We start from the raw sequence: 14,995 nt of genomic DNA on the forward strand, positions 1-14,995 counted from the left end.
ATCTCCAGCGTATGATTAAATCATACGCTTTATATATAGGCGACCCTGGAGCGGTTTAAGCCAATCGCAGAAAATGGCTTAGGTGAGCGCGGCCCCACACTCAAGCAGGGACTGCGCTTCGTTCAAGCCACAGGTACGCGGCAGCTGTCCAGGAAAAGCCGAGGCCACCGCAGCCTTGGCCGGTGACCGGGTCGAAATATTCGGCGAAACCTTCCGTCTCGATCGCTGCGATGGTGGATTGCCGCAGCTCTTCGGCGACATCCGCGTAGCCATTGCGCTTGAGGCCGTCGATCAGCAGCCAGTTGATGATCGCCCAGGCGGGGCCGCGCCAGTAACGCTTCGGCTCCCAACTGGCGATACCCGGCTTGGTGGTGGGAAAGGCGACCTTGAGGCCCTTGGACCAGGCCTTCATTTCCGAAACCAGCGCGTCGGCAACCTGCCTGCCGAGATCCAGCGAGAGGAGGGGGATGAAGCCGGCTTGCGTGGCGGCCTCGACATCTTCGTCGGAGATCAGGTCTCGCGAGACAAAGCGGGCAAGGTCCGGCCGCCATTGGACCATCATCGCCTTGCGGCTGCGGTCGTTGAGGGCGGCGATCTCGATCGCGTCCTCCGTCCGGCCGAGGAGGCGGGCGAGGTGTTCGAGGTCTTCACCGGCCTTGAGCAGGATCGCGGTCGTCTGGATCTCGGCGACCTTGAACGGCGCCTTTTCCCATTGTTTGGCCGGATCCCACCCGCAGGCAGCATAGGTATCGACCAGATGAATGAAGCGGCGGTAATCCTCGTCGCGCGGGCGCATGTCGGCATCGACATGGCCGGTATCCTTGCGCACCACCGGCGTGTCGGTGGTGGTGGGTACACGAGCGAGTGCGATGTCCCAGGCCGGAGAATTGTCGCTGCCGCTTTCCCATGGATGCAGGAGTGCCACGAGCCCGGTACCTTCAGGGTCGCGGGCGGAATACCACCAGCGATGCCATTTCAGCGCCGCCTCGTAGAGGGGCAGGGTGCGCGCTTCGCCCTCCTTGCCGGCGGTTTCGTGCAGCTTGCGCAGTGCGATTGCGAAGACCGGCGGCTGGGTTATGCCGGAGGTCGGGATCTTGTGCTGCGTGCGCCAGACGGTCGGTCCTGGGAAATAGGTTTCGCTCGGCGCATGGAAGACGATATGCGGGATCATCCCGTCCACCCATTGGCCTTCGACCAGCCGCTCCAGCTCGCGATAGGCACGATCGATATCGTAGAGCGCGAAGCTCATGGCGACGAAGGCGGAATCCCAGTTCCACTGGAAGGGGTAGAGCCTGTCGGTCGGCACGGTATAGCCGCCGCGATCGTTGGCAGCGAGGATGCGCTTCGCCTGGTCGATATGCATGTTCATGTCGGGTACTCCGGTATTCTTAGGCCAGGACGGACGGAAAGGACTTGCCGCTTTCGGGCGAAAGCCAGGTGATGCGCTTCTGGTCGAGCTTCAGGCCGATCGTATCGCCGCTCTTTACGGTCTCCGAAGCCGGCAGGATGACGCGCACCGGCTGGTCGTGGATCGAGCCGGTCAGAAGCAGGTGCGAGCCCATAGGTTCGGCAACGCGTACCCGCATTTCGAGACCCTGCGGCAGCGGCGCGAGTTCGACGGCTTCGCCGCGCAGGCCAAGGATCACTTCATCGCCGGACCCCTGCGGCGCTGCAAGCCGTTCGGTGCCTGACGCCACCTGGCTGTTGGTGACCGGCACCTTGATGAAGTTCATCGGCGGGTTGCCGATGAAGCCGCCGACGAAACGTGTTGCCGGGTGATTGTAGATCTCGACCGGATGGCCAACCTGCTCGACCACGCCGCCATGCATGACGGCGATGCGGTCGGAAAGGCCCATCGCTTCCGTCTGATCGTGGGTGACGTAGATCGTCGTGGTGCCTGCTGATTGCAGCACGGTCTTGAGTTCGGTGCGCATTTCCAAGCGGAGCAGCGCGTCCAGGTTCGAAAGCGGCTCGTCCATCAGCAGCACCTTCGGTTCGACGGCAAGGGCACGAGCGACCGCGACGCGCTGGCGCTGGCCGCCGGATAGCTTGTTCGGGTATCGGTCGAGATATTGCTCGATATGCAGGAGGCCGGCGGCCTTCTCGACCTGCGCCTTCACGCGTGTGTCGTCGGCCTTCTGCATCCGCAGCCCGAAGGCGACGTTCTCGTAAACCGTCATATGCGGAAAGACGGCGTAGTTCTGGAAGACCATCGCAAGGCCGCGATCCCGAGGTGCAAGGCCGATTACCGACTTGTCGCCGATGCGGACATCTCCCGATGTGGCCGTCTCGAGGCCGGCGATGATGCGCAGCAGCGTGGTCTTGCCGCAGCCGGATGGACCGAGCAGCGAGACGAATTCGCCGTCGTTGATCGTCAGCGAGACCTCTTTCAGCGCTTGGAAGGCTCCGAAGCTCTTGCGGATGCGGTCGATGACAATATTGGCCATATCGATGGTCCCGTTATTTGGAGGAAATGCCCCAGATCGCGAAGAGGTAGCGCCTGACCGCGAAGATGAAGACAACCGAGGGAAGGATGAGCATCAGGCCCCCGGCAAAGCGGTAATGCATCGGGCTTTCCGAAAGCACGGTCAGCAGGTATGCGGTCAGCGTGCGGTTGCGCACCGTCAGCACCGAGGCAGCAAAGACCTCGTTCCATGAGATAACGAAGGCGAAGACCGCGGTTGCGACGATACCGGGAAGCGCCAAGGGTGCCACGACCTTGAAGAAGGCCTGGATGCGGGTGCAGCCGAATACCCAGGCGGCTTCCTCCAACTCCTTGGGCACGCCGAGGAAAATGCCCTGGGTGACGAGCGCGGCGAAAGGCAGCGCCAGCACCGTATGGATGAGGCCGACGCCGAGGATCGTATCGTAGAGGCCGAGCCGGATGAAGGAGACCGTCAGCGGCAATGCCAGGATCGCCAGCGGGAAGGCGCGGGTCAGCAACACCAGGAGGCGGTAGCTGTCCTTGCCGCGGAAATCATAGCGGGCGAGCGCATAACCAGCCGGCGCGCCGAGCAGGATCGAAAGCGCTACCGTGATGCCGGCTGCCCCCAGCGAATTGAGGAAGGACTGAACGACGCCTTCGGTCTTCAGGAAGAGAAAAAAGGGCTCCAGTGAAATGCCGGTGGGAAGGCCGGTCTTCGGCCAGACATAGACGCCCTGGCGTCCGCCGAGGGCGCCGAGCGCGACCAGATAGATCGGCACCAGCACCCAGGCGCAGAGGGCGGCGATGCCGCTCCAGAGCAGCCAGCGGCGCGAGGAGACGAAGCCGGTGGCGTCGGGGGTGTCCGCGGTCATGCTGATGGTATCCGTGGTCATGGCAGGCGCTCCGGATCGACCTTCAAGGCCTTGAGATAGATGAGCGTGGCGGCAAGCGAGATGATCATGATCAGCACCGCGTAGGCGGCGGCGACGCTGTAATTCTGGTTCTGGTTCTGCCAGTTGTAGGCCTCGCCGACGAGGACCGGAAAATTGCGCCCGCCGAGCGCATAGACTACCGCGAAGACTTCGAAGGCGAGCACGGTGCGCAGGATCAGTGCCGATTGCAGGGCGGGACGGATCAGCGGCAGCGTGATGCGCCAGAAGCGCGTCCACGGACCCGCGCCGAAGATTTCGGCAGCCTCCTTGAACTCCTTCGGCACCTGGTTCAGACCGGCGACGATGATGACCATGACGATGGCCGTACCGCGCCAGATTTCGGCAACTGCAATGGCGAGGAAGAGCGCGACCGGCGTCTGGTAGGAGAGCCAGCTTGCCTGCCTGCCGATGATACCGAGGCCGAAGAGCAGCGAATTCAGATAGCCGGTATTCTGCAGGATCGACAACCAGACGAGACCGGCGGCAAGGTCGGAAATGCCGAGCGGGATTGTCCAGATCCACAGAATCGTCTCCCGCCCGCGGCCGACCTTGGCGACCATCGTGCCCATGGCCAGCGCCAAGGCGATCTGCACCGGCACGACCGCGATCGTCAGCAGGAAGGTGTTCTTCACTGAGCGGGTGAAATTGATGTCGGTTACCATGCGCTCGGCATTGGCGAGCGATGGCGCGCCATTATCCGAAACCGCCAGCCAGATCGTCTGCACCAGTGGCACGACGAACAGCAGTGCCAGGAAGGCGACGGATGGCAGGATCAGCAGATAGGGGATCCAGGGTCGGCTGTTGGTCATCGGCTCCGGCCTGACGAGCAGAGGGTTGAACGAGCGCCCGGGCAGCTCGCCCGGACGCGTCTCGGGTGGATTTATTCGACCGGGCAGGGGCCGTCGCTCTTGGCATCGGGCGCCCAGCACGCAGCCCTCGTATCGGCCATCAGCTTGGCCATCGTCGCGCCCTGGGCCTTCAGCACGTCTGCGACGGGCTCGTTCTGCAGCACGATGCGCTGGAAACTGTCCATGTAGACCTTGTTGAACTCGCCGCCCTTGTCGCCGAGGCCGACCGGCAGCAGCGAGATGACCGCGTCCTTGGAGGCCTGGGTGGCGGTGACCGCACCGGCGAGCAGGGCGACGCCGGCATCGAGATCCGGCGGCAGCTTGACATTCAGGGTCGGGAAGAAGCCGACCTTGGAGGCGGTCAGGAGCTGCGTCTCCGGCATGGAAAGGTGTTCGATGACCTTTTCTGCGCCGGCCTTATCAGGTGCACCCTTCGGAATGGCGAGACCGGCAACGACCGGCATATAGCCGCGACCCTTGGGACCTGCGGGCGCCGGGAAGACGACATAATCGTCAGGTGCTGCGGAAATGGCATTCTTCAGGCGGGCGATATGGTCCCAGGCGACCATGACTTCGCCGGCAGAGAGCGGCTCCTGCATGAAGTCGTAACTCGTCGAGTTCGGCGTCACATAGGCCCAAAGCGCCTTCAGCTTCTCCCAGCCGGCGGCCGCATCGGCACTCTGGAAAGTACGCACGACACCGCCCGTGAAGGACGGATAGAAATAGCCCTGGAAATAACGCGCCATCAGGCCTTTCGGGCCGGCGGGAAAGCCGATCTGCGGCTGGCCTGTGGCGTCCTGCATATTCTTACCCCACTCGATCAACTGATCGTAGTTCAGCGCGTTCACGTCGGCGCCGGCAGGCAGGTATTGCAGCGCTTCCTTCTTGGCGGCCATCACATAGGTCGCCTGCATCCACGGGATGTACTGCTGGGTCGATTTGCCGAGCTTGCCGAGATCGAGCAGCGATTGCGGCATGCCGCTCGCTGCCAGCTTCTTGGCGAGGTCATCGAGCGGTTCGAGCGTCTCCCTATCGGCAAGCGGCGAAAGCTCGCCATGCAGTGCGCCGACGAGGCTGACGGTGTGTTTACCGGCCTGGCGCTCGGCTTCCATGCGGACGGCAAACTGCGGTGGTTCCTCGACCACGTAGTCAACCGAGCCGACGTCCTTCAGGAGTTCCTCGCGGACGACGGTCGCCTCCTCGATCGGACGAAGCTGGGTGGACACGAAAACGGTCTGGGCAAGCACCGGCGAGGCGAAGGCCAGCACGGTGGAAGCCAGAATTCCAAATGACATGATATGTTTCATCTTCTCCTCCTTCATTGTTCTTTGTTTGAGATACACTTCTGTCTATGCCGCCTTGGCGGGACGGCGATGGCTGTCGCGATCGACAAATTCGATCGCGTGAAGCTCCTGGAGTTCTTCGGCGGGTTCGCCGGCAATGGCGCGCAGCAGCAGCGAAGCGAAGCTCGCGCCGAGGTTTTCACCGGTCATGCGCATGGTCGAGAGCGGCGGGCTGGTGAAGGCGCCCATCGGCAGGTCGTCATGGCCGACAATGCTGATCTGGTTGCCACCATCGACTTCGCGTAGCGCCCGGAGCGCTCCGATTGCCATTTCGTCGGTGGCGCAGACGAGTGCGGTCGGGCGCGAGGGGTGGCGCAGAAGTTCGAGTGCTGCGAGATAACCGCCCTGTTCCAGCGGCGCGCCCTCGGCGCAGAGATCGGTCGCGAGACCGCATTCCTCCATCGCCGCCCGCCAGCCGCGGCAGCGGTCATGAGCAAAGTAATATTCCTGCGGGCCGGCGATATGGCCGATGCGGTGGTGGCCGGCGGCATGGAAGCGCAGCGTTGCGGCACGGAAACCGGCAAAGCCGTCGCCATCGATAAAGGGATGGGGCAGCAGGCTTTCGGTGCGGCCGTTGGTGACGAAGGGAATGCCGCGCGACTGCAGGAATTCGACGCGCTCGTCCTTCCGCTTGGTGCGGACGAGAAGCATGGCGTCGACGCGGCGGCCATCGACGAAGCGGCGGCAGATGTCGAGCTCGCTCTCGCCACGCGGTATGGGCGCAATCACCAGATTGAGACCGGCAGCGGCAAGATGTTCGGCACAGCCGGACAGCATATCGAGGAAATGCGGAGGACCGATATGGCCGGGATCGCTCGGCAGCGTGACTGCAACCAGCTCGGCGCGCTGCCTGCGCAGACGGCGGGCCGAAGCATTCGGCCGGTAGCCGACCTTGTCGGCAGCCTGACGAACCCGTTCGCGCGTGGCGGCCGACACATCGGCATAGCCGTCGAGCGCACGCGACACCGTGGTGATCGACAGTCCCAGCGATTGCGCGAGCTGTTTGAGATTGGCCAAGATCTTCCTCCCGAAGTGAGGGAAACGATTCTCCAAAACGTTTTGGGAGTCAAGCCAAAACGTTTTGGTTCGGTTATCCTTAGGCTGCGAAAAGGCGCGAGAGCTGCAGGAGCGATCAGGGATTCTCAACGCAGATGGGGAGGGACCACTATCTTGTGTATCTGAATACGTTCAGGAAGTTCACACAGCAGTTCTGCATCACGCTCCAGATGATGAACCTGCTCTGGATCACCCTTGGTAAATGCCGTCATCGATTCCATGTCCGCCCAGTAGGAGATCGTCGTGAACCATGTCTCATCCTCACGGTCTTCGCGCAATAGTTGAACGTCGAGTGCTGTCTTTAGCAGTGGAGGAATTCCCTCTGCGCGGTTGTAGGCTTCATACTCATCAGCGAGTTCCGGCTTTGTGCGGCCGCGCCAGATACGAGCTATGGTTGGAACTTTCGTCATGTTCTGCTCCCAGTGACATCGGAACTCAGCAAAGCCGATGCGAGGAAATTCCGCGCGAGCGGCAGGGCACCTGGAAAATGTGTCGGCCCAGCACGATGAAAAGTCTTCCCCTATGCCGCGGGTATAACCGAAGGCTTGCTCTGGGCAGGGAGATGGCTTCGAATGAACTCTCGCTCAATCCGTAAGTTTGAGTGTTGCCGTAAACTGCGTCCCCTCCAGGCGATTGTATCTGGCCTCGCCATGCAGTTGATTGACGAAGGCTTTGATCAGCCGCGTCCCCATCCCGGCGCTGTCCGATCGGCCATCAAATCCAATCCCGTCATCCGCGACGGTAAGTTGAGATTCCTCTCCTTCAGTCGCGTGCAGCATGACGCGAATATTTCCGGATGCCCGGCCGTCGAATGCGTATTTCATGCTGTTGGCAATCAACTCGTTGAGCAGGAGGGCAAACGGCGTTGCCTTGTCTGCTGCAATCACGATGTCGTCGATTTCAAAGTCGACGGAAACGGCGCGACCATGGACGTCGACGAGCGTCCTGACGAATGATGGGATGAACTCTCGAGCAGATATTCCGCTAAACTGATCGAAGCCGTACATCTGCTCGTGAACTGCGGACATCGCAGAAATGCGCTCATTTAATTTTTGAACGGCGTCCGGATCAAAACCCTGCAAGCGCAGCAGGGCCATCACGGTCTGCAGGTTGTTCTTCACGCGATGGTGTATCTCGCGCATGAGCGTTTCATTCGACCGCAACGCATCCGCAAGCTGCCTGGTGTGCAATGTGTCCACTTTGATGAGATTCTGAATCCACAATGCTGCGGCTAAAGCACCAACCAGAGCGAAAGCGACCAACAAAGACGCAATTTTGGCATCCTCCCAAAAGGGCTGCATGATCACATGGATATCTGCCGAAGCAATGGCCACAAAAGGGGTGCGTTCGAGGATTCGGTATCCGACCAGGCGGTCTTCATGGTCGACTGGCGACACGGAGCGATATGTGCCTGATGTCGCCTTCCTCATATAGTCGGTAAACAGCTTGTGGTTCCGCATATCGACCGGTCCGGCGGGTTCCGGGTATCGGGCGATAAGTTGCCCGTCGCGTCTTATGAGGCTGACAATCGAGTTCTCGCCGATCGCGACCGCGTCCCATATTGGTCTTAGGATGCTCGCGTCGAAGGCAATTACGGCGACGCCGGCGAATACGCCATTTCGTTCGAGCCTGCGGCTGAAGACGAATATCTGCCGGTGGGAAAGGCGGCTGATGATCAGCGGGGATGTATATTCGTCAGCACCGTTTCTCAGCCGAACGAAGTAGTCGCGGTCCGTAACGTCGACCGGCCGGATATCGCGGTCATTTGAATAGAGCGTTTTTCCATCGGCCCCGATGACATAGGCAGTGGCCTGAGGAGGCAAGTCGTAGACGGCAGCGTCGAGATCGCGCACGCGGTCCGCGCCGGGCAAAGTCGTACTCGGCCCCAGAGCATCATCAATTCGGTGCAGGGTCTCCCGAGCAAGGGAATTCAACCAGTTCGCGTTCGCTGCAACGATTTTGGAGGCGGCGCTGACACGCTCATCGCCCCGGCGAACAGCTGTCTCGTAACTGGATATGAGCCAGAGCGACAAGAGGGTGGTCACTGACAGAAACATCAGCGCGATGATCGCGAGCGATGCTTTGCCTACGGAGCCAACGTATTTATCGCCACCGATCATCTTTCAGGCCAATTTCCATTGTGCGGCGACGGCCATATGGGACATTGCAACGCATTCCGAACCATATCCCATAAGCTGATTTCTGACTCTCGAAAATTATGCCGTGCCCACTCACTCGGGGCTCTCAAGAGCACGACTGCGGATTGTATTTCATAATCGTCTTTAGAGAATGACCGTGACATCGGTCAATCTCACTCCGTGCGAGAAGGAGGTCAGAAGGTAGAGAAAACCCCTTTCGCACGCGACGTCGGCGCGACTGAAATGATCATCCGGCGCCTATTCGATCAAAATCTAATCAACGGCGTAACCTGATTTGAAAGTCGGTTTGGTACGGAGGGTCTCCTTCCGGGAAGTGACGTCATGATCCTTGAGTTGCAGAATGCCATTCTGGAAATGATTGCCAAAGGGGAACCGCTGGCAGCAACGATAGAGCAACTTTGCCTGAAGGTTGAGGCCGCCATTCCTGGGATCATCGCTTCGGTGCTGACGTTTGACGGGAGCCGTCTTCACACACTGGCTGGCCCCTCCCTTCCGCCTCACTATTCAGCGGCGGTCGACAATCTTGAAGCCGGTCCTCTTGCGGGCTCCTGTGGCGCTGCTGCCTATTTCGGAGAAGCGGTCATTGTCACCGATATCGAGACTGATCCGCGTTGGCGGGACTTCAAGTCCCTGGTCCTTCCGCTGGGGTTGAAGGCTTGCTGGTCCAGCCCGATCAAGCGTGGCGACCGGGTGATCGGCACCTTCGCCTTCTACTATCGAGACCACCGCGGTCCAAAGGCCCTCGAACGGGACCTCGTCGATGCTTGTGCCCATCTCTGCACAATCGCCATCGATCGCGAAGAACGGGTGATGGAACGCCAGCGGCTCACATACAGCGACGCGATGACGGGCCTGTCGAATCGCGCTCGTTTCAACCAGCTTCTCACCGAAGAGCTGCCTCGATCCCGGCGCGCCTGGGGCATCTTGCTGGTGGACATCGACAACTTGAAACTCGTGAATGACACGTTCGGGCACGCAGCCGGCGATGCATTGATTCAAGTGGTTGCAGACCGGGTCGCCACGACAGCAGGCTCCCAAAACACGTTTAGGCTCGGTGGAGATGAGTTTGCTGTCATTGTGTCGGACGACAAAGACCTTGATCTGAATGCGAGGGCGACCGACATCTTCAAAGCACTGTCTTCTCCTTCAACGTGCGACGGTCATGTCGTCTTTCCCGCCGCAACGATTGGCGGTGCGTTGGCAGAGACGGAAACAAACCCTGACCAGATCCGCCAGAACGCCGATGTGGCGCTCTATCATGCAAAAGAACACAACCGCGGCCGGTACGTGCAACACTATCCCGGCCTTGGCACCGCCCTGACCCGACGCTTCAGGGCGGTTCGCGATGTGGGTATCGCCCTGGAAGACGATCGGATCGACGCGCATTACCAGCCGATCTTGCGCCTCGATACGCGGGAAATTGTCGGTTTCGAAGCCTTGTGTCGAATGACCACGCCTTCCGGCGAAATCATCGCCGCAGCGCATTTCCATGAGGCGACGAAAGACGCGCATATTGCTGCTGAGCTGACCCAACGAATGTTGCTGAGGGTTGCGAGGGACATCCGCATCTGGCTCGCCCGGGGCCTTCCCCTCCAACATGTCGGCATCAACCTGTCCGCCGCAGATTTTCGCGGCGGTAATCTGCAAGACAGGCTGTGCCGAATTTTCGGGGAAGCGGAGGTTCCCCTCAAGCACATCATCCTCGAAGTGACGGAATCGGTTTATCTCGGACAACGGGACTATGTCGTAGCGAACGAGATCAAGGCTCTTCGGTCCAAGGGTTTGCGGGTAGCCCTCGACGACTTCGGCACGGGCTACGCGTCTTTGACCCACCTGCTGACGGTGCCGGTCGACATCATCAAGATCGACAAGTCCTTCATCGACCGCATGGTGCCGGGTGACGCTGGGACCGTCATCGTTGAGGGCCTGATCGGAATAGCTCACAAGCTGGGAATCCGGGTCGTCGCAGAAGGGATTGAAACAGAACCCCAAGCTGTTCAATTGAGCCAGCTCGGTTGCAAGCTCGGACAGGGCTATCTGTTTTCGAAAGCAGTCGATCGAACGGTTGCCGCGGCTATTTTAGAGCAGCATGGACAACGGCTCAACCAAAACAAGACCCGTGCCGGAGCCCTATAGCTTGAGCGAAGGTTTTCGCGCTCGGGCCAGCCCCGGATACCTGAGACAACGCTTGAGTACCAAGATCATTTTGAACGGATCAGAGATGCGAAAACGGATACATGTCAGCCAATTGCGGGTCGGAATGTATGTCGAGGACGTCGAAATTGAGGGAGAAGACAGGACACGTCGGTTCAAGCCGTTCCTGATCTCGGCAGCCGGTCAGGTTGATAGTTTGATGGCAAGCCGCCTGATGACTGTCGTGATCGACGTCGGAAAAGGTGCCGATGTCGATCCGGGTGGGCCGCAGGACATCGACCGGACTGCGTTTGACGCCCAGCTTCGTGCCGTGTTTTCGGCAAAGGATATCAAGCAGGCGAGGGAATGCGTCGAGGATACACGGCCGCAGATCCGTCAAATGCTTGCCCACGCCAGGATCAAGGCGTCTTTTGCCAGTGATGCGGCAAGCGCGGCTGTGGAGCGGATCATGTCGGCAGCCTTCGACAACGCCGGTGCGCTGATTGCAGTCGCAAAGCTGAAGGAAAAGGATGAGCTGACGTTCCTCCACTCGCTGGCTGTTAGCGCATTGATGATCACCCTGGGGCGCAGCCTCGGTCATGGAGAAGAGGATGTGCGGGTCCTGGGACTCGGCGGACTGGTTCACGATCTTGGAAAAATGGCGCTCCCGGACGACATCTTGACGAAACCCGGTAAGCTGACGGCCGAGGAAATGGATCTTGTCCGCGGGCACCCTCAGCGGGGATATGAGCTGGTGTCTTGTGTCGCCCATGTCCCGAAGCCGGTGCTCGACATTTGTCGCTACCACCACGAAAAGTTCGATGGCTCGGGCTATCCTGGTCGGATCGCCGGAAAGAAGATCCCTTACGTCGCCCGGCTTGCGGCGATTTGTGACGTTTACGAAGCGCTGACCACCATCAGGCCGTATAAGCGCGCCTTCTCGCAAGCGGAGGCGATCAATATGATGATGAATTCGCCGGGCCATTTCGATAGCCAGCTTCTTTCCGCATTCGTATCAAAAATGGTGATCAGCGGCACGCTCCACTAGAACCGGATGATCTTAGGCCGGATCGGCCTAAAATCTGAATCCTGTTCTACGTTATATAGTTGGAGCGTGATGTCGTCCTAAAACCGCTCACACTTTTCGGCATCATGCTCCAGAGCCGTCATTTGCCGAACGGCGCGTCGTACCGGCCAAACGTCAATTGCAACTCCGCTCCGGATGGGCGGTCATTTCGGCGGCAGGGGCCGGTTCATAAGAACGATCCATCGTGCAGCAACGCTGGCCGCTGCAGGTCAGCGTCCAAGGTTGCCGGCGGCGGCGATGATCTCCGCCGCGGTCGGGAAGATGGAGAGGCTGTTCGGTCCGTCGAGCGACTCGATTTGTGCCCAGCCGATGGTGCCCGTCGCATCGACCAGGAAGTGGCCGACGAGCTGAGTAGCGTGGTTTGCGAAGATCGCATGATCGGCCTCGTCAAGTTCGAAGCCGTCCTTGGCGTTGAGCACCGTGTTGGCTTCCATCGGGTGCAGCGGTTCCGGCAGTTCGCCCGTGGGGTTGATGCGTGCCGCCTGGAACTGCGCCATCGTTGCGCCATAGGGCCATTCGGGCTGCTCGCAGCTCCCATCGGGCAGGAACTCGCCATGCGGCACGCCGTAGGCCCGATGCGTGCGGCAGTCCGGGTCACACAGAAGCGTTATCGGCGTCGGCCGGTGGCGGAAATACAGGCGGGCACGTTCCACCGGCGTGTTGATAACGGCGACGGTCTCCACCCCGGCGGCGCGCAGGGCCGGCTGTAAGCCGGCAAGCTGTTCTAACTGGCGTCGGCAGAACGGGCAGTGCAAGCCGCGAAAGAACCCGATCACGAACGGGCGACCGCTCAAGTCGGCGAAAGAGACCGTTCCGTCGAAGTTGGCCGTGGCGAGCGCGAAGGCGGGGGCAGTTTCTCCCGGTTGCAGCGGGCGTTTCTGGTCTCCCATGGAATAATTCCTTTGCCGCATCGTCCAGGTGGACGACCGAATTTTGACTGTAGCACTTGTCGCAACAGGGCCTAGCGCTCCATGTTGAGATCGCGAATGTGGTTGCCATTTGGCCCTCCGACCGGCGCTGAGAGCTTGCCGGTAGCGATTGCCGCTCCTATCTTATTTAGAATAGACTAATGGAGCAACGAGATGGCGGAACTTGTGGCCGAGACTCTACTTGTGGCCGACACTCAAATCGGCACGACGATCGAGATCATTCCACCGGAAGACAAAAAGGAACAACCCGACAGTCGTGCTTGCCTTTGCTGCAAGCGCCGGCGTCAGTGGATGGACGATGACGGCTGCGGCATCTGTGAGGAATGCCTGGCCTCATGATCGACACAAGAAGGGCACAAGGCGATGGCAATCCGCAGCGCCGGACTTTTGATATACCGGCGCATTTCCAGGGACATCGAAGTGCTTCTCGTGCATCCGGGTGGTCCTTTCTGGGCTAGGAAAGACGAGGCTGCGTGGTCGATCCCGAAGGGGCTGATCGAGCCGGGAGAGGATGAACTCGCGGCGGCAATCAGAGAGACTGCCGAAGAGCTGGGTGCAGTAGTCGATGGCAGGTTCACACCGTTGGGCGAATACCGGCAACCTGGCGGAAAGATAGTTGTCGCGTGGTCGATCGAAGCCGATCCGGTACTAGACGTGAATGTGATACAGACCTCCAAATTTCAAATGGAATGGCCGCCACGGTCCGGCCAGGTAAAACGCTTTCCGGAAGTCGATCGGGCCGGGTGGTTTTCCCCAGCCGACGCAGCGATAAAACTCTTGAAAGGCCAGCGACCAATACTTGCCGGTCTCCTGAAGCATCTGGAATGATCGGCCGAAGTTCGGTGAACCGTCTCCATCTCGCTACTGTCATGCATGAGGTGCGCGGCAGCCATGAGTTGCTTCTGAAGACAGCCGTCCTATCTGACAATGACCGCCATGTGACTGAAATGGAGAAATCGGCGCTGCGACGTGCCCTGGGCGCGCGAGGAGACAATCATGAACGGCATTTCCAAAACCCTGAACGACATGACGCTTATCGAACGCTCGAGCCTGCTCGACACCGTCGCCGATGCTTTGGAAGCAACGGCCGAGGAGGCGGAAGGCGAGGGCGACACCCGCTTTGTCGCCAACTCCATCTGCGTCGCGAATACGATTCGCGGGCTATCCGGCGATCTCACGCCGCGCGATCTGATGGCGGCCGAGTTGCTGCTTGAGCAGGGCATCATGCTCGTCCATCAGTTCTCGAACAGGACGAAGACGAACGGCGTGGTCCACTAGCCGTGGGCGAGGGCAGCTCGAATGCAATGCGGCAGATCAGACGAAATAATCCGGGAACGCCTTCCGCAGGTCTTCCACCTTTGCGACGGTGTGGCTGAGATGCTCGCGGATTGCATCGACAGCGGGCTGTTCGTCGCGAGCGGCAATCGCGTCGATGATGGCGTGGTGGCTATCGAGAATCCTCATGATCTTGCCCTTTTCGGGCAGATGCAGACGACGAACGCGGTCGAGATGGCCGGACCGCTCGCGTATCAGCTGGTGGAGGCTGCTGCGCTTGGCGCCTGCGAACAGTGTCTGGTGAAAGAGTTCGTCAAGCTCCTGGAAGATTGCGATCTGATCTGCGTCGTCGGCGACTGCCGACTGCATCTTGATGATCGACCGGGCTCGCGTGATGACGCTCGAATCTGGATCCGGATCGGTTGCGAGGCGACGGCAAACTTCGGTTTCCAGCGCAACGCGAAGGAAATGTGCTTCATAAATTTGCGGGATGTCGATCCTGGTCACCACAGTGCGGGACTGCGGGTAAATGCGAACCAAGCCCTCCTGTTTGAGAAGCTGCAGTGCGTCACGGATGGGCGTCTGGCTGACTTCATAGGTGTCCGTAAGCTCGGTGCGCGACAAGGTGGTGTCCGGCGGCAGCTGAATGGTGACGATTCGCTTGCGCAGATCATCATAGATCCGCTGGACAGTACTGCCGGCGATGGCTGGAAAGCCAGGTGCAGTCAGGCCAAAGGCGGAGGCGAACCGGGAATTCATGTGGGGCATCCTTTTAGTCCATTCATAGCTTTGCGCGGCCCAACGCACA

Annotated in this window: 15 protein-coding genes; 5 read left to right on the forward strand and 10 right to left on the reverse strand. The window is 60.1% G+C overall.

Features of this window, described 5'->3' with window-relative positions; all coding sequences use genetic code 11:
* Positions 1-100: 100 nt before the first annotated feature.
* The 8 genes from N1937_RS25425 to N1937_RS25460 form a co-directional block, all read right to left on the reverse strand.
* On the reverse strand, positions 101-1,369 hold the full coding sequence (locus tag N1937_RS25425) for an MGH1-like glycoside hydrolase domain-containing protein (protein ID WP_260059135.1): 1,269 nt from the start codon (positions 1,367-1,369) through the stop codon (positions 101-103).
* A 19-nt stretch (positions 1,370-1,388) separates the two neighbouring features.
* Complete coding sequence (locus N1937_RS25430) at positions 1,389-2,447, reverse strand: ABC transporter ATP-binding protein (RefSeq protein ID WP_222295253.1); 1,059 nt, start codon at positions 2,445-2,447, stop codon at positions 1,389-1,391.
* Between the two features lie 13 nt (positions 2,448-2,460).
* Entirely contained in the window at positions 2,461-3,318 is an 858-nt protein-coding gene (locus tag N1937_RS25435; protein ID WP_170256684.1) for a carbohydrate ABC transporter permease, read from the reverse strand.
* Complete coding sequence (locus N1937_RS25440) at positions 3,315-4,166, reverse strand: carbohydrate ABC transporter permease (protein WP_033183136.1); 852 nt, start codon at positions 4,164-4,166, stop codon at positions 3,315-3,317. The genes N1937_RS25435 and N1937_RS25440 overlap by 4 nt, the downstream gene beginning before the upstream one ends.
* Positions 4,167-4,237: 71 nt before the next feature.
* Positions 4,238-5,512 carry an ABC transporter substrate-binding protein gene (locus tag N1937_RS25445; RefSeq protein ID WP_260059143.1) on the reverse strand — a complete coding sequence of 425 codons (1,275 nt, stop codon included), beginning with the start codon at positions 5,510-5,512 and terminating at the stop codon, positions 4,238-4,240.
* A 42-nt stretch (positions 5,513-5,554) separates the two neighbouring features.
* Positions 5,555-6,565, reverse strand: coding sequence for a LacI family DNA-binding transcriptional regulator (locus tag N1937_RS25450; RefSeq protein WP_260059144.1), 1,011 nt, complete (start codon positions 6,563-6,565; stop codon positions 5,555-5,557).
* Positions 6,566-6,690: 125 nt separating this feature from the next.
* On the reverse strand, positions 6,691-7,014 hold the full coding sequence (locus N1937_RS25455; protein WP_162115773.1) for an antibiotic biosynthesis monooxygenase family protein: 324 nt from the start codon (positions 7,012-7,014) through the stop codon (positions 6,691-6,693).
* 174 nt (positions 7,015-7,188) lie between these two features.
* A complete protein-coding gene (locus tag N1937_RS25460; RefSeq protein ID WP_260059145.1) occupies positions 7,189-8,724 on the reverse strand; it encodes a sensor histidine kinase in 1,536 nt (511 codons plus the stop codon).
* A gap of 360 nt (positions 8,725-9,084) precedes the next feature.
* Here N1937_RS25460 and N1937_RS25465 point away from each other — a divergent pair, with 360 nt between their 5' ends.
* Positions 9,085-10,899, forward strand: a complete 1,815-nt coding sequence (locus N1937_RS25465) for a putative bifunctional diguanylate cyclase/phosphodiesterase (protein WP_260059147.1) — start codon at positions 9,085-9,087, stop codon at positions 10,897-10,899.
* Between the two features lie 85 nt (positions 10,900-10,984).
* Positions 10,985-11,944 (forward strand): HD-GYP domain-containing protein, encoded by a 960-nt coding sequence (locus tag N1937_RS25470; protein ID WP_170276283.1) that lies wholly within the window; start codon positions 10,985-10,987, stop codon positions 11,942-11,944.
* A gap of 248 nt (positions 11,945-12,192) precedes the next feature.
* Here the strand turns inward: N1937_RS25470 and N1937_RS25475 are convergent, their stop codons facing one another.
* On the reverse strand, positions 12,193-12,873 hold the full coding sequence (locus N1937_RS25475; protein ID WP_260059149.1) for a peroxiredoxin-like family protein: 681 nt from the start codon (positions 12,871-12,873) through the stop codon (positions 12,193-12,195).
* Positions 12,874-13,065: 192 nt separating this feature from the next.
* Here N1937_RS25475 and N1937_RS25480 point away from each other — a divergent pair, with 192 nt between their 5' ends.
* The 3 genes from N1937_RS25480 to N1937_RS25490 all read left to right on the forward strand — a co-directional run bounded on the left by N1937_RS25480 (position 13,066) and on the right by N1937_RS25490 (position 14,190).
* Complete coding sequence (locus tag N1937_RS25480) at positions 13,066-13,251, forward strand: hypothetical protein (protein WP_260059150.1); 186 nt, start codon at positions 13,066-13,068, stop codon at positions 13,249-13,251.
* Positions 13,252-13,275: 24 nt separating this feature from the next.
* Positions 13,276-13,740, forward strand: a complete 465-nt coding sequence (locus N1937_RS25485) for an NUDIX domain-containing protein (RefSeq protein ID WP_260059152.1) — start codon at positions 13,276-13,278, stop codon at positions 13,738-13,740.
* A gap of 168 nt (positions 13,741-13,908) precedes the next feature.
* The gene (locus N1937_RS25490; RefSeq protein ID WP_222296207.1) at positions 13,909-14,190 is read left to right on the forward strand and encodes a hypothetical protein; all 282 of its coding nucleotides are present in this window, start codon (positions 13,909-13,911) and stop codon (positions 14,188-14,190) included.
* A 36-nt stretch (positions 14,191-14,226) separates the two neighbouring features.
* Here the strand turns inward: N1937_RS25490 and N1937_RS25495 are convergent, their stop codons facing one another.
* Positions 14,227-14,946, reverse strand: coding sequence for a GntR family transcriptional regulator (locus tag N1937_RS25495; protein ID WP_260059153.1), 720 nt, complete (start codon positions 14,944-14,946; stop codon positions 14,227-14,229).
* Positions 14,947-14,995 lie beyond the last annotated feature (49 nt).

The sequence above is a fragment of the Rhizobium sp. WSM4643 genome (genome assembly GCF_025152745.1).
Lineage (GTDB): Bacteria > Pseudomonadota > Alphaproteobacteria > Rhizobiales > Rhizobiaceae > Rhizobium > Rhizobium leguminosarum_I.

Bases quoted from the DNA above. Each gene is read 5' to 3' on its own strand.
- N1937_RS25425 (WP_260059135.1), bottom strand. From the start codon at position 1,369: ATGAACATGCATATCGACCAGGCGAAGCGCATCCTCGCTGCCAACGAT.
- N1937_RS25430 (WP_222295253.1), bottom strand. From the start codon at position 2,447: ATGGCCAATATTGTCATCGACCGCATCCGCAAGAGCTTCGGAGCCTTC.
- N1937_RS25435 (WP_170256684.1), bottom strand. From the start codon at position 3,318: ATGACCACGGATACCATCAGCATGACCGCGGACACCCCCGACGCCACC.
- N1937_RS25440 (WP_033183136.1), bottom strand. From the start codon at position 4,166: ATGACCAACAGCCGACCCTGGATCCCCTATCTGCTGATCCTGCCATCC.
- N1937_RS25445 (WP_260059143.1), bottom strand. From the start codon at position 5,512: ATGAAACATATCATGTCATTTGGAATTCTGGCTTCCACCGTGCTGGCC.
- N1937_RS25455 (WP_162115773.1), bottom strand. From the start codon at position 7,014: ATGACGAAAGTTCCAACCATAGCTCGTATCTGGCGCGGCCGCACAAAG.
- N1937_RS25460 (WP_260059145.1), bottom strand. From the start codon at position 8,724: ATGATCGGTGGCGATAAATACGTTGGCTCCGTAGGCAAAGCATCGCTC.
- N1937_RS25465 (WP_260059147.1), top strand. From the start codon at position 9,085: ATGATCCTTGAGTTGCAGAATGCCATTCTGGAAATGATTGCCAAAGGG.
- N1937_RS25470 (WP_170276283.1), top strand. From the start codon at position 10,985: ATGCGAAAACGGATACATGTCAGCCAATTGCGGGTCGGAATGTATGTC.
- N1937_RS25475 (WP_260059149.1), bottom strand. From the start codon at position 12,873: ATGGGAGACCAGAAACGCCCGCTGCAACCGGGAGAAACTGCCCCCGCC.
- N1937_RS25480 (WP_260059150.1), top strand. From the start codon at position 13,066: ATGGCGGAACTTGTGGCCGAGACTCTACTTGTGGCCGACACTCAAATC.
- N1937_RS25485 (WP_260059152.1), top strand. From the start codon at position 13,276: ATGGCAATCCGCAGCGCCGGACTTTTGATATACCGGCGCATTTCCAGG.
- N1937_RS25490 (WP_222296207.1), top strand. From the start codon at position 13,909: ATGAACGGCATTTCCAAAACCCTGAACGACATGACGCTTATCGAACGC.
- N1937_RS25495 (WP_260059153.1), bottom strand. From the start codon at position 14,946: ATGAATTCCCGGTTCGCCTCCGCCTTTGGCCTGACTGCACCTGGCTTT.